Below are 20,042 nucleotides of genomic sequence, written 5' to 3'. Positions count from 1 at the left end.
TCCCGGCCCCACCCCCTCCCTCCGCCCCGGGGTCACAGGGGTGAACCGCTCTCCGACTCCCACGAAAGCCATCAAGAGGAGAAGCACCATGTCCACTGAGGCCCCCGAGGCCCCGGCCCCGGAGGAACCCCGGCGAGGGTCGCTCCACTCCGGCAAGGGGAGGATGGCCGACCCGATCTTCAAGTGGGCCGTCGCGGCCTGCGGAACCATCGTCCTGGTCATTCTCGCCCTGATGGTGATCCGCACCACCTCAGAGGCCTGGCCGGTCTTCGTCAAGGAGGGCTTCTTCGGGTTCCTCTTCGGCCAGGAATGGACCACGGGGAACTCCCGTACCGAGATCACCGGCACCTACGGCGCCTGGCCCTTCATCTACGGCACCCTGGTCACCTCGACCATCGCGATCGTCATCGCGCTGCCCCTGGCGATCATGGTCGCCTTCTACATCACCCACCTGGCGCCGCGCCGGCTCGCCAAGCCCCTCTCCTACACGGTGGAGCTGCTCGCCGCGGTGCCCAGCGTCATCTTCGGCCTCTGGGGTCTGCACTGGTTCCTCCCGAACGTGCTGCGCCCCTTCTTCGAGGTCCTGGAGAGCGTCCTCGGCTGGTTCTTCCTCTTCGAAGGCCCGATCCGGGGCGTGGGCTACCTGTCCGCCGGCATCGTGCTGGCCATCATGATCCTGCCGATCATGACCGCGATCATCCGCGAGGTCATCGCGGTGCACCCGATCGACCAGCGCATGGCCGCCTACGCCCTGGGGTCGACCCGCTGGGAGGTCATGCGCAAGGTGGTCCTCCCCGCGAGCTTCTCCGGGATCGTGGCCGCGGCCATGCTGGGCCTGGGACGCGCGCTGGGCGAGACCATCGCGGTCCTCATGCTGATCGGCGGTTCCCAGTCCTGGGGCGCGAGCCTGTTCGGCACCGGCAGCAGCATGGCCTCGCACATCGCCGCGACCTTCGGTGAGGCGGGCCCCGAGGCCCGCACCGGGTTGATGGCCATCGGAGTCGCGCTGTTCCTGGTCACGATGATCGTCAACATCCTCGCCCGCGTCATCGTCTGGCGTCTGGGGCGCATGACGGGAGACGCCGCCGTATGAGCACCATGACCACGACTCCCCCGCGTCCGCACGTTCCGCTGAGCACCCGCCCTCCGGGCTCCTCGTACCGACGTTTCAAGGACCGCGCCGCCACCGTCGCCCTGACCGGCGCGATGATCCTCGCGATGATCCCCCTCGTGCTGATCATCTTCGAGGTGACCCGGCGCGGCATCGGCGTGCTCAGCCTGGACTTCATCACCCAGACCGAGCCCCCGCCCCGGCGCGAGGGCGGCGGTTACGCGGCCGGTTTCTTCGGGACCCTGTACATCATGGCGCTGGCCGTCCTGATGTCGATCCCGTTCGGCATCGCCACCGCCGTGTACATCGTCGAGTACGGGCCCAACCGGCTGACCTCGACGATCCGCTTCTTCACCGACGTGATGACCGGTATCCCGTCGATCTTCGTGGGTCTGTTCGTGTACGGCCTGCTGGTGATCGGCTGGGGCGGCATGGGCTTCGGTACGTTCGTGGGCGCGGTGGCCATCGCGGTGATGATGCTGCCCATCGTGACCCGGTCGGCGGAGGAGATGCTGCGGCTGGTCCCCCACGAGATCCGTAACGCCAGCTACGGTCTCGGCGCCCGCAAGTGGCAGACGATCGTGCACACGGTACTGCCGGCCGCGGCGCCCGGTCTGACCACGGGTTCGATGTTGGCGATCGCCCGAGGCATCGGTGAGACCGCGCCGCTGCTGCTGACCGCCTTCGGTTCGGGTCTGATCGTCACCTCGCTCCAGGGCTCTCCGCAGGGCGCCGTGCCCATGCAGCTCTACCGGGGTGCCGCCCAGCCGTTCGAGGCGGGGATCGACCGGGCCTGGGGCGCCGCCCTGTGCCTGTTCCTGCTGGTCCTGGCGTTCACCATCGTCGCCCGGTGGATCGGTTCCAAGGCCTCCACCAACGGCTGACCGTACGACCATCCGATCCGGGGGGTCGCGTTCCTTCGGGAGCGCGGCCCCCCGGGCCTTTCGAGGGGCGGTCCGACGGCGGTAGCCTTGCGCGAGCCGACGCCCCCGCACCAGACGGAGAGTGACCCCGAATGCCCGACACCACCGAGTACGCCGCCACCTTCGCCCTCGTGGACGCGGACGGCGACGGCCTCATCTCCGCTCAGGAGCTGTCCCGGTTGATGCGCAACCTGGGCGACGAGACCACCGACGAGCAGGCCGCCGAGGTGGTCCGGGCGATGGACTCCGACGGCGACGAGCGGATCTCCCTGGAGGAGTTCGCCCGCTACATGTCGAGCGGCCGGAACTGACGCACCCCCACCGTCCCCGGGTGGTGACCGCACGGACGGCGATCACCACCGGGTCGGTCTCCGCCTAGCTCCGGGGGTCCGAGGCGAGGTAGACGACGTCGGGCACGCCCCGGGCGACCACCACCTCCACGACCTCCACCGACGTGAAGCGGTCGCGCAGCAGCCCCTCGAAGGCGTCGACGGCGTTGGCGCTCCAGAAGGCGAGCACGCCCTCAGGCGCCATCAGGCGGGAGAGCCGTTCGATCCCGGCCGCCTCGTACAGACGGTCGTTGTTCTCCACCACGGTCCAGTCGGGGCCGTTGTCGGTATCGAGGCAGATGACGTCGTAGAGGACGGGTTCCGCGGCGGACGCGGCCTCGGCCAGCCAGGCGACGATGTCGGCGTTGTACACACGACAACGCGGATCCCGATGGACGTGGTCGGCGGCCTCTCCCAGCTCGTCGTCGTGCCAGGCGATCACCTGCGGTTCCAGCTCGACGACGTCCACCCGCGAGACCCTCGGATGGTCCAGCGCCTCACGGGCGGAGAAGCCCACGCCCAGACCACCGATCAGTACACGGGCGTGCGAGCGGCCCTTCGGCAGGGCGGCCAGGCTCGCCCGCACCATCTCCCGTTCCGAGGTCCCGTCCCGAGTGTCCATGAGGAAGACGCCGTTGGAGTAGATCTCGTAGTGGGCACCCACCCGGCGTAGTACCAGGTCACCACCGGTCTCACCGGTCACCCGGGCCAGGGTGACCGTCTCCTCCTCGGGCGCGAGGCCCCGCGTTCGCTGGTTCATGGCCCCCATTGTGCCCATGGCCCGTACGGTGTGTGTCCGGTACCGGGCGTTCGGCGACCGGCACGGCGCGACGCGTGCCGGCCGGTCGGGGGTCGAGAGGAGCGACCGGGCAGGTCGGGGCCATGGACCTCACGATTCACACCGGTTTCCCGTCGTGCGCGCCGAGGGCCTCGCGGACCACCGCCGTGATCCGGTCGATGTCACCGCGTTCGGCCACGGGCAACGGCACCCCGACCGAAGCGCGGGCCTCGGCGGCGTCCCTCAGAAGGCGGGCGGCCTTCTCGTGGTGGCCGGCCAGCGCCTCGGCCCCCGCCAGCCCCTCCATCGCGAGCGCGAGCGCACGAGGGTCCCCGGTGCGTCGGGCCGCGACGAGCCCCTCCTCGTGCCTCCGGTACGCCGTGGCGACGTCCCCGCGCAGTTCGGCGACGAACCCGAGCTCGGCCTTGATCAGAGCGGTCCCCGCGTCTCCGGCGAGATCGTCCAGCCAGCCGACCCACCGTTGCAGGTACCGTTCCGCGTCGTCCAGACGTCCCTGCCGTCGGGCCACCATGGCGAGTCCGACCTCGGCGAACTGTTCGGCGCTGGTCGCGGACCGGTCGACGGCGACCCGGAGGGCCCGCTCGTGCAGGCTCCGGGCCGCTTCGAGGTCACCGGTGAGCAGGGCGATACGGCCCAGGCCGGACAGTCGATAGGAGACCTGGGGCCACAGGGCGAGCTCCTCGGCGGCCCCCAGCCCCTCACGGTGCAGTCGGGCCGCCTCCTCGTAGTCCTCGGTGATCTCGGCGTGCTTGGCCAACACGTCCATGGCCTGAAGACGGCCCCAGGCGTCGCCGAGCCCTTCGAACAGGGCCAGACTCCGCTCGGCGTCCCGCCGGGCACCGTCGAGATCTCCGAGCAGGATCGCCTGCTCCGCGCGGCCGGCCAACGCCCCGGCCGTCCCCCACCGGTCGTTCGTTCCCCGTGAGGCCTCCAGCGCCCGGTCGAAGCGGGCGACGTTGGCGGAGACGTCGTGCCCCCCGGTCACGGCGGTGCTCATCAGCCAGATCGCCCGGGCCCGTTCCCTCGGCCCGTCCAGTTCCTCCGCGGCCCGGAACGGGTCTCCATGGACGGGGTCGCCGCCCCACAGCGCCAGGATCCTCTCCCAGACCCGCGCGGTACGGACCCCCTCGGTGTCCGGCCCGCGCCCGGCGACCTCCAGGGCCCGGTCCAGCGATCTACGGCCCTCGGAGAGGCGTCCCCGCAGGAACCAGTACCAGGCCTGGGCGTTCACCAGGCGCAGCGCCGTCTCGCCCTCCCCCGACCGGACGGCCCTGTCCAAGGCGAGTCGAAGGTCGGCGGTCTCCCGGTCCAGCCGTTCCGACCACGCGCGCTGACCGTGACCGCGCAGCCCGCGTTCGGCCTCCTCGGCGAGAGCGATGTGGTGGTCGACGTGTCGACGCTCCGTCTCCTCCCGGTCGCCGGCCTCGTCGAGCCGTTCGAGACAGTAGGCGGCCACCGACTCCAACAGGCGGTAGCGGGTACCGGAGGCCCCGCGCACCACGGTCACCAACGATCGGTCCACCAGGGTGGCCAACAGTGGGAGCACCGACGATCGCGACAGTTCCTCGTCCGAGCAGACCGCCTCGGCGGCCTCCAGGGAGCATCCGTCGGCGTGGACCGCCAATCGGCGCAGCACCGTGCGCTCGGGCTCCGTCAGCGGCTCCCAGCTCCAGTCGATCATGGCGCGCAGGGTCTGCTGCCGTTCGGGGACGCCGCGCCGACCGACGTCCAGGATCCGGAAGCGATCGTCGAGGCGGTCGGCCAGCTCGTGCACCTCCAGAGCGCGCACCCGGGTGGCGGCCAGCTCCAGGGCCAGCGGCAGACCGTCCAAGCGGCGGCAGATCGCCTCGACCGCCTCACGCCGTTCAGGGTGTACGACGAACCCGGGGACCGCGTCGGCGGCACGGGCGACGAACAGACGTGTCGCCGAGGCGAGGTCGAGAGGAGGCACCGGCCACACCGTCTCCCCCGCGAGGTTGAGCGGTTCCCTGCTCGTGGCGAGCACGCGCAGCCTCGGGCACTCCCGGAGCAGGCGGCCGGTGAGCTCGGCGACCGGTCCGATCACGTGCTCGCAGTTGTCGAGGATGAGAAGGGTCTCGCGTGTGCGGAGGGCCTCCACCAGGCGTTCGACGGCCGAAGAACCCACGACCGCGTCCTCGCGCAGGTCCAGGGCGGCGGCCATGGTGTCGACGATCTCGGCGACACCGCCCGCGCCGGCCAGTTCGACGAGCCGCACCCGCCCGGGGAAGGTCTCGGGAGCCCGGGTGGCGGTCCCCAACGCCAGACGGGTCTTTCCCACGCCACCGGGTCCGGTGAGGGTGACCAGACGACGCCCCTCGTCGAAGAGCGACCGCACCCGGGCGACCGCGTCCTCGCGCCCGACCAGCTCGGTCAGCGGTTCGGGGGGTTCGTCCCGCCCACGGGGTTCGAGCGCCGGGTCCTGGGTGAGGATCGCGCGCTGGAGGTCGACCAGTTCCGGGGAGGGGTCCACTCCCAGCTCCTCACGGAGCCGTTCGCTCAGATCGCGATGGTTCTCCAGGGCCTCGCTCTGCCGTCCCGAGGCGTACAGCGCCCGGATGTGGGCCGCGCGCAGTCTCTCGCGCAACGGGTGTTCGGCCACGAGGACGGCGAGTTCACCGACGAGCGGTCCGTGCCCGCCCAGGGCCAGACGCGCCTCGGCGCTCTCCTCCAGGGCGAGCATCCGTAGCTCCGTCAACCGCCGGACCTCGGGAAGGGCGAACGTCTCGTCGCCGAAGTCGGCGTAGGCGGACCCCCGCCACAGCCCCAGCGCCTCGTCCAAGAGCGCGACCCGCCTCGCGAGGTCCCCGTCCTCCCGCGCTCGGGTCAGAAGGTCCTCGAAGCGGTGCGCGTCGATGGCCTCCCGAGGAACGTCGAGCCGGTAACCGGCCGGTCCGGAGACCACCAGGGACCGCCCTCCGGGTTCGGCCGCCTCCAGCGCCCGTCTCAACCGCCAGACCCTGGTCTGCACCGCCGCCGCGGGCCTGGCCGGAGGGGTGTCCCACAGGTCGTCGACGAGCCGGTCGACCGAGAGCGGGCGGCCGGCGACGGTGAGCAGGTCGGCGAGCAGCGCCCGGACCCTCGTCTCGGGAACGCCCACGGCCTCACCGTCCGACGATCGGACGACGAGCCGGCCGAGCACCTCGAAACGCACCGGCTCATGGTATCCACCCGGGCCGAGAGCGGACCGAGAGCGGTTCGAGAGCGGCCCCGCGCACGCTGACGACATGACATCGAAGAGACCCGTCACCATCATCGGCCTCGGCGCCATGGGCACCGCCCTGGCCGAGGCCTACCTGAACGCCGGACACCCCACGACGGTGTGGAACCGCACCGCGAAGAGGATGGAACCGCTCGTCGCCCAAGGCGCGATCGGCGCCGCCACCGCCGCCGAGGCGGTCGAGGCGAACGATCTCGTGATCGCCTGCCTGTCCGGCTACGAGGCGACCATGGAGGCCTTGGCCGAGGCGAAGCCCGCCGGCCGCACCCTCGTCACCCTGAACTCCGGCACGCCTCGGGGTGCGCGTGCCATGGCGGAGTGGGCGGCCGAGCGCGAGGTCCGCTTCCTGGGCGGAGCGGTCAAGAACGTCCCCTCGGCGGTCGGTCTGCCGGACACGCTCCTGTACTACAGCGGCGACCGCGACGTGTTCGACGAGTACGAGGAGACCCTGAGAGTGATGGGCGGCGACACCGTCCACCTGGGCGCCGACCCCGACCTGGCCGCCCTGCACGAGCTGGGCGTCGGCGGCATCCTGCTGCCCTCGCTCCTCGGCTTCTACCAGGGGGCCGCCCTGGTCGGCTCCCGGGGCGTCACGGCGCGGAGCATCGTCCCCTACGCCACGAAGTGGCTGGAGATGATCATCGCGCTCCTCCCCGAGCAGGCCCGTCGGATCGACGAGCGCGACTACGGCGAGCCCGAGTCCGCCCTCGGCCTGTTCTACGACACCATTCCGGGCGACCACGAGATCGGCGTCGAGGGGAACCTCGACGTCGAGTGGCACCGACCCATCCACGACCTCCTTCAGCGCGCGGTCGACCTGGGGCACCACGACGACTCCATCGCCGCCCTCGTCGAGGTCCTGAAGAAGGAGGAGGACTCCGAATGAGCGATCGCAAGGTGACCGTCATCGGCCTGGGGCCGATGGGCCGGGCCATGGCGCGGGCCTACCTGTCCGCCGGATACACCGTCACGGTGTGGAACCGGACCCCGGAGAAGGCCGGGGACCTGGTCCGGGAGGGTGCACACCGGGCGGACACCCTGGAGGAGGCCTTCGGCGCGGGCGGCCCCGTGGTGATGAGCCTGACCGACTACGACGCCGTGGACGCGATCCTCGATCGGGTCCCCGACGCGGCCCTGGCCGGAAGCACCATCGCCGACCTGACCTCCGACACCCCCGAGCGGGCCCGGCGGACGACGGAGCGGATGTCCGCCAAGGGCGCGGTCCACCTGGTCGGAGGCGTCCAGGTGCCGCCGCCGCTGATCGGTACACCCGACGCGGTGAGCTACTACAGCGGTTCCAAGGCGGCGTTGGAGGAGCACCGGGCGGCCCTGGAGGTCCTGACCGGGCTCGATCACCTGGGCGAGGACCCCGGCCTGGCTCCGTTGTACTACCAGATCGGCGTCTCCATGTTCTGGTCCGGCCTGCTCGGCTACGTCCAGGGCCAGGCGCTCGCCCAGGCCAACGGGATCGGCGCGGAGGAGTTCCTCCCCCGGGCCCTGAAGAACATGGACTTCGGGTACTTCCTGCGCTTCTACGCCGCGCGGATCGACGCGGGCGAGCACGGTGGCGACGTGGACACGCTCACCATGGGGCGGGCGAGTCTGGAGCACGTCCTCCACACCGGCGAGTCCTCGGGTGTGGACGGTCTCCTCACCCGGGCCCTGATCGACCTCGTCGGGCGCGGTATCGCCGAAGGACACGGTGGGGACAGCCTGACCAGTCTGATCGGGGTGCTGCGGACGCACCGCTCGGAGTGAGCGTCGCCTCCCGGCCCGGGCCTCTCCCCGCAAGGGGAGGGCTCAGGCCGGGACGGGCGTCGCCGGGGAGCGGCGGAACCGGTGGGCCAGCGCGACGGGGAGGGCGCACGGCCAGCCGAGCGCGATCGCCCACAGGGCCCCGGTCACGGCCCCGAGCAGAACGTAGGACAGGAACAACAGGGGTCCCGAACCCAACGCCAGGACCGCCGCCCCGGACCGCAGGGCGTTGGCCGCGGCGAGGCCGAGGACCACCCCGGCCCAGGAGGAGAGGAAGACCCTCCACGTATTGGCGGCGGGCCTCAGCAGACCCGCCCTGCGCACCCACCAGGCGGCGACCACCGCCAGGACGGCCACGGCCAGGAGTTCGACCGTGAGGTTCCAGCCGGGCTGACCGACGAAGGCGACGAACCGCAGTCGGGGGAAGGCGAAGGGCACGCCCAGCGAAGTGGGCAGGAGCAGCCAGGCCGCACGCGCGCCCAGCCAGGTCACGAAGGCGACGTTCCCGAAGAGGAGGCAGGGGAGGAGGGCGGACAGTCCGGCGATGGGGGGCAGGGGATTGCGAATATTATTCACCTTCTGCATTCTAGTGATCCAGGTCTCATCTTCACACCCCCGAGTCCGGTCCACAGGAGCCAGATGCAGCCCCCCGGAAAGCGCGGGCTCGTCCCCGCCGCCCTCATCGTCCTCGTCCTCCTTCTCGGGAGCGGTGTCGCGGCCCTCACCCGGCACGACACCGACGCGCCCGTCCGATACCTCACCGACGACCAGGGGCGTGCCCTCTTCCTCCACGGTCTCAACACCTCCGGCTCCGCCAAGGACGATCCGGACCGTCTCCCCTGGATCACCGAGGAGGACGTCCAGACCGAGTACGACGCCATGGGGACCAACTTCGTCCGCTTCCTGATCCAGTGGCAGGCCCTGGAACCCGAGGAGGGGGCCTACGACGAGGACTACCTCGACGAGGTCGCCGAACGGGTCGACTGGTACGCCGAACGCGGCTACCACGTCCTCCTCGACATGCACCAGGATCTCTACGGCCGCTTCACCAACACCGAGCAGCACTCCGGCAACGGGGCCCCCGAGTGGGCCACCAGGACCGACGGCCTGCCCGTACGGCCCCGGGAACAGTGGGAACTGGTCTACCTCGAACCCGGCGTGATGCGCGCCTTCGACCACTTCTGGGGCACCGCCGGCGGAGACACCGACCTCATGGACGCCTACGCGGACGCCTGGCGACACGTCGCCGGCCGGTTCGCCGACGAACCGGCCGTGATCGGCTACGACCTGATGAACGAGCCCTTCGGCGGAAGCCTCCAGGGCACCGACTTCGAGGCCGGTCCCCTCGCCGAGCTCTACCGACGCTCCATGGAGCGGATCCGCGAGGTCGACCAGGACACGTGGATCTTCGTCGAGGGACAGGCCGTGGGGGTCAACTGGGGTCTGCCCTCCGCCCTCCCCCACCTGGAGGATCCGCGCGAGGGGGAGCCGCGCGTCGTCTACGCCCCGCACATGTACGCCCTGCCCATGGACCTGGGACAGCCCTATGAAGGCGACTCCAAGGGCGGGATCGACGCGAGCGTCGAGGCGTGGTCCGAGCACGTCCGTCTGGTCGGCGAACGGCTGGAGGCCCCGATCGTGCTCGGCGAGTTCGGGCTGGACATGTCCGGTGCCGGGGCCCCGGAGTTCGTGGAACGGATGTTGGAGGAGACCGAGACGATGGCGGCGGGCCGCACCTACTGGTCCAACGACCTGGACGGTTGGGGACCGTGGGAGGAGGCCGACGACGGCGGGCTCGACCCCGGTCCGCTCGCCCACGTGATGAACCGCGCCTACCCGCGCGCCGTGGCAGGTGAACCCCTCGATTGGGGATACGACGCCGAGGCCGGAGAGCTGACCGTGCGCTACACGGAACGGGACGGGGTGTCGGGGGCCACCGAGCTGTACCTGCCCTCGGACGTCTTCGGAGAGGGCCACGAGCCGACCGTGGTTCTCGGCGGGGACGGCTCCTGGGACGCCGAGTGGGACGAGGGGATGCGGGTCCTGCGCGTGACCGTCACCGGAGCCGCCGACGGAGACGAGACCGTCCTCACCGTCACCCCCGAGTGAGACACCTCGGGCCCGGCGGCCCCCAAGGAGCTGCCGGGCCCGACGGACCGGATCAGAGCCGGCAGGCGTAGATGTCGGTGACCAGGATCGCGCGGGCGCCCAGACCCCACAGGTCGTCCATGATCCGCTGGGCCTCCTTGCGGGGCACCATCGAACGGACCGCGACCCAGCCCTCACGGTGCAGCGGGGAGACCGTCGGCCCCTCCATGCCCGGGGTGAGCGCGACCGCCGCCTCCAGGTTCTCGGCGTGCACGTCGTAGTCCATCATCACGTAGTCGCGCGCCACCAGAACACCGCGCAGCCGCCGCAGCAACTGGTCGATCTGCGGGTCGTCCGGGGCGTCGGTGGGCCGGATGACGACGGCCTCGGAGACGAGGATGGGGTCGCCGAAGGTCTCCATTCCGGCGTTGCGCAACGTGGTCCCGGTGGAGACCACGTCGGCGACCGCGTCGGCCACCCCCAGCTGCACCGAGCTCTCCACGGCGCCGTCGAGGTGGATGACGCGCGCGTCCACGCCCTGGGCGTCGAGGTAGGAACGGAGCAGACCGTCGAAGGAGGTGGCGATGCGCTTGCCGTCGAGGTCGGCGACGCTCATCGAGCCGCCGCCGGGGGCCGCGAAACGGAAGGTGGAGCCGCCGAAGCCGAGGGCCAGGACCTCGTCGACGGGGGCGCCGGAGTCCAGCAGCATGTCGCGTCCGGTGATCCCCGCCTGGAGGATGCCCTCACCGACGTAGACGGCGATGTCCTTGGGGCGCAGGAAGAAGAACTCGGTGTTGTTGTCCGGGTCGACCAGCACCAGGTCGCGGCTGCTCTTGCGCTGCCGGTACCCGGCCTCGGTGAGCATCTGGACGGCGGGTTCGGACAGTTGCCCCTTGTTGGGCACGGCGATACGGAGCATGTCGGGCATGTTCTGGGTTCCTTCTGTGGCTCTCGCGTGTACGGGGACGTCTGTGGCCGGCGCGTGTCCCGCACCCGGGTGGGCGCGGTGGGGCACGAGCGGCCTAGAGATGCTTGTAGACGTCCTCGAGGCGCAGGCCACGGGCCAGCATCAGAACCTGGAGGTGGTAGAGGAGCTGCGAGATCTCTTCGGCGGCCTGCTCGTCCGACTCGTACTCGGCCGCCATCCAGACCTCGGCCGCCTCCTCGACGACCTTCTTGCCGATGGCATGGACGCCGGCATCGAGTTGGGCGACGGTCCCGGACCCCTCGGGGCGGGAGCGTGCCTTCTCTGACAGCTCGGCGAACAGCTCTTCGAAGGTCTTCATGGTCTCTTTCCTCGACCGACAGTGCGCTACCAGGGTAGGCGCTTCCGACACCCGGTGACCAACCGGGGACCGGAAGTCTCACCATGTGGGAGGGCCGGCGCGCCGAGCGGGCGTCGGAGCTCAGGCCATACGACGGGCGACGGCCCGCACCAGGGAGCGCGGCAGCACGCGCAAGAGCCCATCGGCGGTCTTGTAGGCGGCCCCGGGGACGACCACGGAGCGCCCCGCGGACCAGGCCCTCAGGGAGTCCCGGACGACCTGTTCCTTGGCCACGAAGGCGAACTCGGGCATCCCCTGTTCCTGGACGCCGCGGGTCATGTCGGTGCGGACGAACCCGGGGAACACCGTGGTGACGTACACGCCCTTTCCGCGCACCTCGGCGGAGACGCTCTCGCTCCACAGGGCGATGAACTTCTTGCCCCCGCCGTAGACCGACCCTCCGGGGTTGGAGGGGACCTCCCCGGCCATGGAGGACACGTTGATCACACCGAGCCGACGGTCCGCTCCGGAGGCGGCGCGGGCGATCTGGACCGGCAGGACGGCGCGGGTCAGATGGAGGACGGCGCGGACGTTGAGGTCGATCATCGCGTCGATGTCGTCCGGTTCCTGGTCGACGAAGACGCCGCCGTCGCCGCGCCCCGCGTTGTTGACCAACAGGTCGATGGGGGCGGTCCCGTCCGAGCCGTGGGCGGAGACGCGCTCGACCACGGTGGCGAGCCCTTCGGGGGTGCCCAGGTCCGCGGCCAGGACCTCGATGTCGGTGCCGTAGCTCCCGCGAAGGTCCCCTGCGAGGTCTTCGAGGTTCTCCCGGCTCCGCGCCACGAGGACCAGGGAGTAGCCGCGCTGAGCGAGGCTGCGCGCGTACTCCTCGCCGATGCCGCGGGAGGCGCCGGTGACCAACGCCGTACGGGACGGGTCGGGCCGGTTTCGGGTCCTGTCCGCTTCGCTCATGGCTCCAGCGTAGGGCGTGGGCCCTCGGTTCCCGATGGCGCCGTGGTGATGACCACCCGGTGTTTCCCGGACAAACCCTTCCTCGCTCTCCCCATGGGGGCGACGAGGCGTTAGCGTTCAACCATGTCCGAGACACAGAGCCCTGCCGGACCCCTTTCCGCTCTCAGGCTGGAGGAACGTCTGCGTGACACCAGGCTGTTCTTCGGCCAGGCGTTGCGCACCTTCCACGCCACGGGTTCCATCGTGCCCAGCAGTGGCGCGTTGGCCTATGAGATGGCCGAGTACGTCCGCCGACGCCCCGACCCCGAACAGTCGCTGAGCATCCTGGAGGCGGGCGCGGGCACGGGCGCCATCAGCCGCGGGATCGCCGCCGCGATGCGTCCCGGCGACACGATCGACCTCGTCGAGGCCAATCCGGAGTTCGCCGCCCACGTCGAGGAGCTGCTCAAGACCGACCCCGAGATGTCCCGGGTCGCCGACTCCGCCGCCGTGCACGCCTGCCTGGTGAACGACATGGGGACCGACCGCACCTATGACGTGATCGTCTCCGGGCTGCCGTTCGCCAACTTCACCGCCGAGCAGGTCGAGAGCATCCTCGACCACTACTTCACGGTGCTCCGCCCCGGCGGAACGCTGTCGTTCTACGGGTACCTGTACACGAAGCAGGTCAAGGCGGTCATCGCCAAGCGCGAGGACTACCTCCGTCAGGCCCGGAGCGGCTGGGTGGTCCAGGACTGGATCGACCGCTACCGGATCGACTCGGCGAGGGTCTACGCCAACATCCCACCGGCCTGGGTGCACCACCTGCGCAAACCGGAATGGGAGTCCTCCGGGGAGCGTCCGCGCGCACTCTGATCCCCGGTTCCCGACCCGATATGTTCCGGTCCCGTCTCGCATGAACGGCCACCACGCCGTTCGTCCGGGGCGGGACCTTGGTCGTCTCTTCACGAACCAAGCCAATTGTGCGCGCTTTGCGGGGAAATGTCGGAATTTTACCCATTGATGCACCCGAGTTGCGTGCAATGACCGGAAGGGCGCCGACCTCGACCTCCCCACGTCGAGCACCCTCGAAGATCGTCCACAGGCTGTGGACGACTTTTTTTCCCACGCCCTCCCGCCCACCCTCAGAGTTCCGCGCACCATGAGGGGCGAGCGGGAAGGAAGCACATCGAAGCAGGTCAGAGCGGAGAGGTTCCACAGAAGCGAGCGCCTCCCCGGCCTCGGAGGCCACACCCCGAAGCCCGCGTCACTGCACTCCGCGACGAGTGACCCACCCCAGGTCAGCTTGTGGGCCGCATCACCGGAAGCTCGAGTCGCGTGTCCTCTGTGACGCCGGTAGTCTCGCGTTGACTTCTGGGGGAGATGACCTTTTCCGGAACGACCGGCATCACCCGGTTCGCCAGAGCGGGCGTTAAAAGTTCCTGATGTCTGTTCAAAGTCCCCCGAGGCTCATCCCGCGCCACCATCCCTGCGTCTACGTTTTTCACACCAAACCCGTGTGAACGGAAAGCATGCGCGCGGAGTCCCATATCTCACCTATTTTCCCAGGTCATGCCATAGACCAGCGGAGGAGGCAACGTGACGCTCACCCAGGCGGTCGAGGGGGCTTCGGTCACGCCCACGAGGGCGACCGACACCACGCTCGAAGCCATGCCCCTCGACGTGCGCCAACGCGTCTCCGCCCTCGCGCGAACCTCACGGCTCCTCGTGGCCTGTGACTACGACGGCGCGCTGGCCCCCCTCGGTACCGACCGGCACGGGCCGCTCCCCGGAGCGGTCCGCGCCCTGCGCGACCTCGCCGACCTGCCCGGCACCGTGTGCGCGGTCGTCTCCTCCCGTCCCCTGCGCGACCTCGCCGTCCTCTCCCGGCTTCCGGCCGAGGTCCGGCTGGTGGGCGCCTACGGCACAGAGTTCGACACCGACCTGACCATCGACCCCTCGCGTCCGGGTCCCGGGGCCCCGCCCTCGGACAAGTCCGCCGCCCTCGAACTGCTGCGCGAGCAGGTCGACGCCACCGCGCTCCTCTACATCGGAGGCGGCGAGGGCGAGGAGCCGGTGTTCATGAACCTGAACACCGGAGCCGACGCCGGCATCCGTGTCGGCGCCGAGCCCACGGTCGCCTCCCACAGCGTCCCGGACACCCCGACCGCCGCCACCCTCCTGGCCCTGCTCGCCACCGAGCGCCGCTCCTGGGTCTTCGGCGAACGTCCCACGCCCATCGAGCGCATGTCGATGCTGTCCAACCAGGCCTCCGTGGCCCTGGTCGGCCCGGACGCGCGCCTGCTCTGGTTCTGTCACCCGGAGCCCGACTCGGGCGCCCTGTTCGCCGAGGTGCTCGGAGGCCGCCAGGCCGGGGTCTTCTCGATCGCCCCCGCGCACGGCGGGCTGCCCCTCGGCCAGCGCTACCTGCCCGGAACGATGACCGTGCGCACCCGCTGGTCGCGCCTGGAGGTCACCGACTACCTCACCCACGACACCGAGCCCGGACGCACCGACCTGGTGCGGGTGATCGGCGGCGTCACCCCCGCCACCATCGAGTTCGCCCCCCGCCCCGACTTCGGCCGTGCTCCGATCCGCATCACCGTCGAGCCCGAGGGCCTGCGCGTCCAGGGCGCCGACTTCCCGATGGTGCTGCGCTCCCCCGGCGTGGAGTGGCACATCGACCACGACGGCACCGACGACATCGCCCGGGCCACCGTCCACCCCAGGTCCGAGCGCCCCGTGATCCTGGAGATGCGCTGCGGCACCGACTCCCTGGCCGCAGAGGAGCGGACCGAGTCCGAGCGCCGTGAGCTCGCCGCGCACCACTGGTCGGACTGGCTGGAGACGCTGGAGCTCCCCGCCACCGAGCGCGCCCTGGCCGAGCGTTCCGCGCTGACGCTGCGGGGTCTGTGCACCCCCACCGGCGGGGTCATGGCCGCGGCCACCACCTCGCTGCCCGAGGAGATCGGCGGCGTCCGCAACTGGGACTACCGCTACTGCTGGCTGCGCGACGGCGCCCTGACCGTCCAGTCCCTGGTCACCCTGGGCTCCACCGTCGAGGCCGAGGCCTTCCTGGAATGGGTCCACCGTGTCGTGGACTCCCTGCCCGGCCCGGAGCTCCTGCGTCCGCTGTACTCCCTGCGCGGCACCGACCTGGGCCCCGAGGAGGTCATCGAGTCGCTGTCCGGGTACGCGGGCTCCCGCCCGGTCCGGATCGGCAACCTCGCCGACCGCCAGGTCCAGCTCGACGTGTTCGGCCCCGTGGTCGAACTCATCGCCCACCTGTCCCGGGAGCGCGGCACGCTGGCCGACCGCGACTGGGAGCTGGTCCGCTCCATGGCCGAGGCGGTCGCCCGTCGTTGGCACGAGCCCGACCACGGGATCTGGGAGGAGCGCGACGAACCCCGTCAGCGCGTCTACTCCAAGGTCATGTGCTGGGTCACCCTCGACCGGGCGCTCACCCTCGCGGAGACCTACGGTCGTCGGGCGGAGGCGTCCTGGGCGGGTCTGCGCGCGGAGATCGCCGAGGAGGTGCTGGACAAGGGCTGGAACGAGACCGTACAGGCCTACACCACCGCCTACGACGGCACCGACCTGGACGCCGCCTCTCTGCACATCGGCCTGTCCGGAATGATCGACCCGACCGACGAGCGCTTCCAGTCCACGGTCACCGCCGTGGAGGCGGAGCTGCGCAGCGGGCCGACCGTGTACCGCTACCACCGCGACGACGGTCTGCCCGGCGGCGAGGGCGGGTTCCACCTGTGCACCACCTGGCTGATCGAGGCGTACCTGCTCACGGGCCGCCGCGCGGAGGCCGAGGAGCTGTTCAAGCACCTGGTCGACGCCGCGGGTCCGACCGGTCTCATCCCCGAGGAGTTCGACCCGGTCACCGAGCGGGCGCTGGGCAACCACCCGCAGGCCTACTCGCACCTGGGCCTGATCCGCTGCGCCCGCCTGCTGGACACGCACCTCTGAGCGCCACCCCGCTCGACCGGTAGCGTCGACACCGACCCCACGGGGCGTCCCGCACGGGACGCCCCGTCTCCCTTCCCCCAGGAGAAGTCATGTCGACCCCGCGCGCCCGAAGGACCTCCGCTCCGAACAAGGTCCTGGTCACCTTCCTGCTCCTCGCCCTGTCCGTCATCGGCTTCCAGGCGTTCGTGGGGCCGTCGGTCCTCCCGATCGTCCCGGCCGACAGGCCGCACGAGTTCGCCAACGGGCTCGGGGTGAGGCTGCTGAGCATCGCGCACACCCACGAGGACGGAGAGCACCTGGTGACCTGGAGCGTCGAACTCCACAACCCCGGCGACACCGACCTCGTCCTGGACCCGACGACCGCCTGTCGGCACGTCATGCCGCCCGAAGACGTCGGGACGCCCGGGTCTCCCATGGAGCACACCGAGAGCGTCGTCGTCCCGGCCGGACAGGTCACTTACTGGTCGGACTCGTGCCCCTCCCCCGACTCGGGCCGCTGGTGGGCGTACACGGTGCGTTTCGACGATCCGACCGAAGAGCACCGCTACCCGCCGCTCACCCTGCTCGGCCGCGCCCACTGAGCCCGGACCGGGGGTCCGGGGCGTCGCCACGGTGGAATGTCCCTGGTGACGGGTAGGGTTCCGGAACCCATCGGACACCTGAGAGGCCCCCGGATGGTCGCCGTCCTCGATCGCCGCGCGCTCAACCGCGCCACCCTGGCACGCCAGTTCCTGCTCGAAAGGGTGGATCGGCCGGTCACCGACCTGGTCTCCCACCTGGCCGGGCTTCAGGCACAGACCACCCACAGCTGGTACGTCGCCTTCCAGAACCGGCTGATCCGACCGGATCCGGAGGAGGTGGGCCGTCTGCTCACCGACGGCGCGCTCGTGCGCATGTCGCTGATGCGTTCGACCCTGCACCTGGTCACCCCGGAGGACGCCCGCGCGCTGCGCTCCGTCACCCGGGAGGTCATGGCCCGGGACCTGCGGAACAGCCGGCATGGCAGGGCCACCGTCGGTGTGGACCACGCCGCGGTGGTGGCGCGGGGCCGGGAACTGCTGGAGGAACGGCCGCTCACCGCGCGGGAACTGGGAGAACGGCTCGGCGAGGACTGGCCGGACGTTCCCGGTGAGCACCTGGCCTACGTGGTGCGCTGTCTGCTCCCGGTCGTGCAGACACCGCCGCGCGGGGTCTGGGGCGCCTCGGGACGCCCCCTGCTGGCCCCGGCCGACCGGTGGACCGGGCTCGACATGGAGGTCGAACCCGACCGGGAGGGCCTGGTCCTGCGCCACCTGGCCGCCTTCGGACCGGCGAGCGTGCGCGACGTACAGGCATGGTCCGGGCTGACCCGGTTGAAGGCGGTGGTGGAGGGGATGCGGGACCGGCTCGTGTCCTTCCACGACGAGCGGGGCGTGGAGCTGTTCGACCTGCCCGAGGCGCCGCGTCCGGGGCCCGACGTCCCCGCCCCGCCGCGGTTCCTCTACGACTTCGACAATCTGCTGCGCGCCCACGCCGACCGGAGCCGGGTGATCTCCGACGAGGGGCTGCGACGCATCGCCGTACGCAACGGCATGCCCCCGGCCACCGTGCTCATGGACGGATCCGTGGCCGCCACCTGGAGGGTGCTCCGGGGCACCGCCCCGGTGGTGGAGGTGGCCCCCTTCGCTCCCCTCCCCTCCGGCGAGGCCGAGCGGGTCGCCGAGGAGGGACTCGCGCTCCTCGCCTTCCTCCGGCCGGACCGTGACGACGGCCGGATCGAGTTCGTCACCCCCGACTGACCCGGCGCTTCACCCGTTTTCTACATATGTATCCGGATCACGGGGCCTACACGGGTATGTGACAGGATTCGAGGGTGACTGAAGAGTTCCGCGCCGCGTTCCAACGCGTGCTCGACACCGCCGCCGGCCAGACACCCGACTTCCCCGAGGCCGTGCGCGAAGCCTTCCGGCTGTCCTCCCACGTGCCCACCGAGGAGTTGGAGACGGCCCTGGAGGCGCTGGCCCCGGTGCTGGGCGACTGCGAGCCCTACCCGGGTGTGGCGGCCGACCTCTCGGTCCTCGCCGGAGCACTGGTCGAGTCGGGCGCCCCCGCCGGCCAGGTCGGTCTCGAAGTACTGCGTCAGGTCGGAAGCTACGGACAGGCCGCCGTGGCGTTCCTGCACGCGTGGGAGAAGACCGGCGGAGGCCCCCTTCCCGCCCCCTCCGAGGTGAGCGAGACCGAGGAGAAGAGGGTCGAGGAGGTCCTCGGTGAGAACGCCCCGTTGGCCACCATGGGCTGGTGGACCGTCCAGCGCTACGGCCTGGCCGCCAAGGCCATGCTGTGCGACGCGGGGGTGCGCTCCGCCGTCCGCGCGGACGCCGGGGCGATGAAGGGGCTCGGTCAGATCGTCCAGGCGCTCTCGACGCGACTGAGCGAGTTCGGCGAGATCTCCGAACTGCTGCGGATGGCCGAGGTCAGCCGGGTCCTGGTCCTGGACCGCGCCTCCCGACGAGGGTTCCGGGTGCGCTTCGACGGGGTCGGCGACAACTTCCAGCTCCACACCCTGCTCGCCGACGCCCTGATCGGCAAGGAGGGGATGCGACTCCCGGGATCCCGCCCCGACCCCCGCTGGGTGGCGGCCTCTCTGGACGCCCCGGTCGACCCGCTGGCCGACGTGGTGCGCGGCGAGTGGGACCTGGTCGGCGGGGACGGCACCTGGGTCGGCAACGAGGCCTGCCCCGGCGACATCCCCGAGGTGAACGGCGAGCGGGTCCTGGTCCTGGAGCCCCAGTCGCTGCTGCACTCGTGGCGTGCCGGACGGCGCCACCCGCACATCACCGGAGAGTTCACCGTCCTGTCCGAACTGACCCCGGACGAGGCGGCCTCCTGGTGGACCCGTCTCCATCCGGCCGGGGCGGTCCGTCACCCGCAGGCCCCGCCGATCGAGAACGACGACGCCGGCACGGACCCGGCCCCCCGTCACTTCGGGGAGGCCGCGCACTTCGCCGAGGTGGACCCCGGCCCCTCGTCGGTGCCCTTCCCGGCGCTGTCCCCGGAGGCGGATCCCTCCGGCCCCGACGCGGCCGCGCTCGTGGAGCCCGGACCGTCCTCCGCCCTCCCCTTCGACCCCGACCCCGAGCCCTTGGACGAGGACGAGGACGAGGAGTTCCCCGGAGCCGCCCCTTGGGCCGGAGCTCCGGTGACCCGGATCGACGAGGAGGACCTCTTCCCGGTCCCCGACGCGGGCCCCTTCCGCGACCCCGATCCGCTCGGCGGACCGATCGAACCGCCCTCCGACCTCTTCGACGACCGCCCCGAGGCGACGTCCGACCTCTTCTCCCCCGCCCCGGTGGAGAACGAGAACCCGCCGCCCTCGACGACCTCGGACGAGGGAACGCCCGAGAACGTCGAGACCGAGGGGCCGGCCCCCGGCTCCCGCCTGCTGCCGCCTCTTCCTCCCGGGGTCTCGGACAGCTTCTCCTGGGCTCCGCACTGGAAGTGGCCCGCCCCGCCGCGGCGTCCCTGACCCGAACCGCGCCCCACACCACCCGTGAAGAGCGCATATGACAGTTGTCATGCCGATCCCACGCTTCTCTCACACGGAGTCGGTGACCGATGCGACTGTC

The 20,042-nt window shown here is 71.1% G+C and carries 17 protein-coding genes; 11 read left to right on the top strand and 6 right to left on the bottom strand.

Annotated features, from left to right (window positions below):
• Positions 1 to 88 precede the first annotated feature (88 nt).
• From pstC to U9J66_RS22680, 3 genes are all read left to right on the top strand, one after another.
• Entirely contained in the window at positions 89 to 1,093 is a 1,005-nt protein-coding gene (gene pstC, locus U9J66_RS22690; RefSeq protein ID WP_017533005.1) for a phosphate ABC transporter permease subunit PstC, read from the top strand.
• Positions 1,090 to 1,995: a phosphate ABC transporter permease PstA gene (gene pstA, locus U9J66_RS22685; RefSeq protein ID WP_161110864.1), complete on the top strand. Its 906-nt coding sequence runs from the start codon at positions 1,090 to 1,092 to the stop codon at positions 1,993 to 1,995. Before pstC ends, pstA begins: the two co-directional genes overlap by 4 nt.
• 131 nt (positions 1,996 to 2,126) lie before the next feature.
• A complete protein-coding gene (locus U9J66_RS22680) occupies positions 2,127 to 2,345 on the top strand; it encodes an EF-hand domain-containing protein (protein ID WP_017533003.1) in 219 nt (72 codons plus the stop codon).
• Positions 2,346 to 2,409: 64 nt separating this feature from the next.
• Here U9J66_RS22680 and U9J66_RS22675 read toward each other — a convergent pair whose 3' ends face one another.
• Together U9J66_RS22675 and U9J66_RS22670 are read right to left on the bottom strand one after the other, a co-directional pair.
• The gene (locus tag U9J66_RS22675; protein WP_161110865.1) at positions 2,410 to 3,123 is read right to left on the bottom strand and encodes a spermidine synthase; all 714 of its coding nucleotides are present in this window, start codon (positions 3,121 to 3,123) and stop codon (positions 2,410 to 2,412) included.
• Between the two features lie 136 nt (positions 3,124 to 3,259).
• Complete coding sequence (locus U9J66_RS22670; protein WP_326338657.1) at positions 3,260 to 6,334, bottom strand: BTAD domain-containing putative transcriptional regulator; 3,075 nt, start codon at positions 6,332 to 6,334, stop codon at positions 3,260 to 3,262.
• 73 nt (positions 6,335 to 6,407) lie between these two features.
• Between U9J66_RS22670 and U9J66_RS22665 the strand changes: the two genes are divergently transcribed.
• Complete coding sequence (locus tag U9J66_RS22665; RefSeq protein WP_161110867.1) at positions 6,408 to 7,286, top strand: NAD(P)-dependent oxidoreductase; 879 nt, start codon at positions 6,408 to 6,410, stop codon at positions 7,284 to 7,286.
• Complete coding sequence (locus tag U9J66_RS22660; RefSeq protein WP_326338655.1) at positions 7,283 to 8,158, top strand: NAD(P)-dependent oxidoreductase; 876 nt, start codon at positions 7,283 to 7,285, stop codon at positions 8,156 to 8,158. The genes U9J66_RS22665 and U9J66_RS22660 overlap by 4 nt, the downstream gene beginning before the upstream one ends.
• A gap of 42 nt (positions 8,159 to 8,200) precedes the next feature.
• Here U9J66_RS22660 and U9J66_RS22655 read toward each other — a convergent pair whose 3' ends face one another.
• Positions 8,201 to 8,740, bottom strand: coding sequence for a hypothetical protein (locus U9J66_RS22655; RefSeq protein ID WP_017533000.1), 540 nt, complete (start codon positions 8,738 to 8,740; stop codon positions 8,201 to 8,203).
• A 54-nt stretch (positions 8,741 to 8,794) separates the two neighbouring features.
• On the opposite strand from U9J66_RS22655, the gene U9J66_RS22650 reads away from it, so the two are divergent.
• On the top strand, positions 8,795 to 10,264 hold the full coding sequence (locus tag U9J66_RS22650) for a cellulase family glycosylhydrolase (protein ID WP_326338654.1): 1,470 nt from the start codon (positions 8,795 to 8,797) through the stop codon (positions 10,262 to 10,264).
• 52 nt (positions 10,265 to 10,316) lie between these two features.
• Here the strand turns inward: U9J66_RS22650 and hisG are convergent, their stop codons facing one another.
• From hisG to U9J66_RS22635, 3 genes are all read right to left on the bottom strand, one after another.
• Positions 10,317 to 11,171, bottom strand: a complete 855-nt coding sequence (gene hisG / locus U9J66_RS22645) for an ATP phosphoribosyltransferase (protein ID WP_017532998.1) — start codon at positions 11,169 to 11,171, stop codon at positions 10,317 to 10,319.
• A 94-nt stretch (positions 11,172 to 11,265) separates the two neighbouring features.
• Positions 11,266 to 11,529: a phosphoribosyl-ATP diphosphatase gene (locus U9J66_RS22640; protein ID WP_014913038.1), complete on the bottom strand. Its 264-nt coding sequence runs from the start codon at positions 11,527 to 11,529 to the stop codon at positions 11,266 to 11,268.
• 120 nt (positions 11,530 to 11,649) lie between these two features.
• Entirely contained in the window at positions 11,650 to 12,480 is an 831-nt protein-coding gene (locus U9J66_RS22635; protein ID WP_026124706.1) for an SDR family NAD(P)-dependent oxidoreductase, read from the bottom strand.
• Between the two features lie 123 nt (positions 12,481 to 12,603).
• Between U9J66_RS22635 and U9J66_RS22630 the strand changes: the two genes are divergently transcribed.
• The 5 genes from U9J66_RS22630 to U9J66_RS22610 all read left to right on the top strand — a co-directional run bounded on the left by U9J66_RS22630 (position 12,604) and on the right by U9J66_RS22610 (position 19,942).
• Positions 12,604 to 13,335: a class I SAM-dependent methyltransferase gene (locus tag U9J66_RS22630; RefSeq protein WP_014911906.1), complete on the top strand. Its 732-nt coding sequence runs from the start codon at positions 12,604 to 12,606 to the stop codon at positions 13,333 to 13,335.
• A gap of 723 nt (positions 13,336 to 14,058) precedes the next feature.
• A complete protein-coding gene (locus U9J66_RS22625) occupies positions 14,059 to 16,437 on the top strand; it encodes a trehalase-like domain-containing protein (RefSeq protein WP_017532996.1) in 2,379 nt (792 codons plus the stop codon).
• Positions 16,438 to 16,526: 89 nt separating this feature from the next.
• Positions 16,527 to 17,018: a hypothetical protein gene (locus U9J66_RS22620; RefSeq protein WP_017532995.1), complete on the top strand. Its 492-nt coding sequence runs from the start codon at positions 16,527 to 16,529 to the stop codon at positions 17,016 to 17,018.
• Positions 17,019 to 17,111: 93 nt separating this feature from the next.
• Positions 17,112 to 18,215, top strand: coding sequence for a winged helix DNA-binding domain-containing protein (locus U9J66_RS22615; protein ID WP_326338651.1), 1,104 nt, complete (start codon positions 17,112 to 17,114; stop codon positions 18,213 to 18,215).
• Between the two features lie 74 nt (positions 18,216 to 18,289).
• On the top strand, positions 18,290 to 19,942 hold the full coding sequence (locus U9J66_RS22610) for a hypothetical protein (RefSeq protein WP_326338649.1): 1,653 nt from the start codon (positions 18,290 to 18,292) through the stop codon (positions 19,940 to 19,942).
• Positions 19,943 to 20,042 lie beyond the last annotated feature (100 nt).

Origin of the sequence: Nocardiopsis sp. LDBS1602 (genome assembly GCF_035818715.1) — a bacterium.
GTDB lineage: Bacteria > Actinomycetota > Actinomycetes > Streptosporangiales > Streptosporangiaceae > Nocardiopsis > Nocardiopsis alba.
This window is presented reverse-complemented; position numbering and strand designations above follow the sequence as displayed.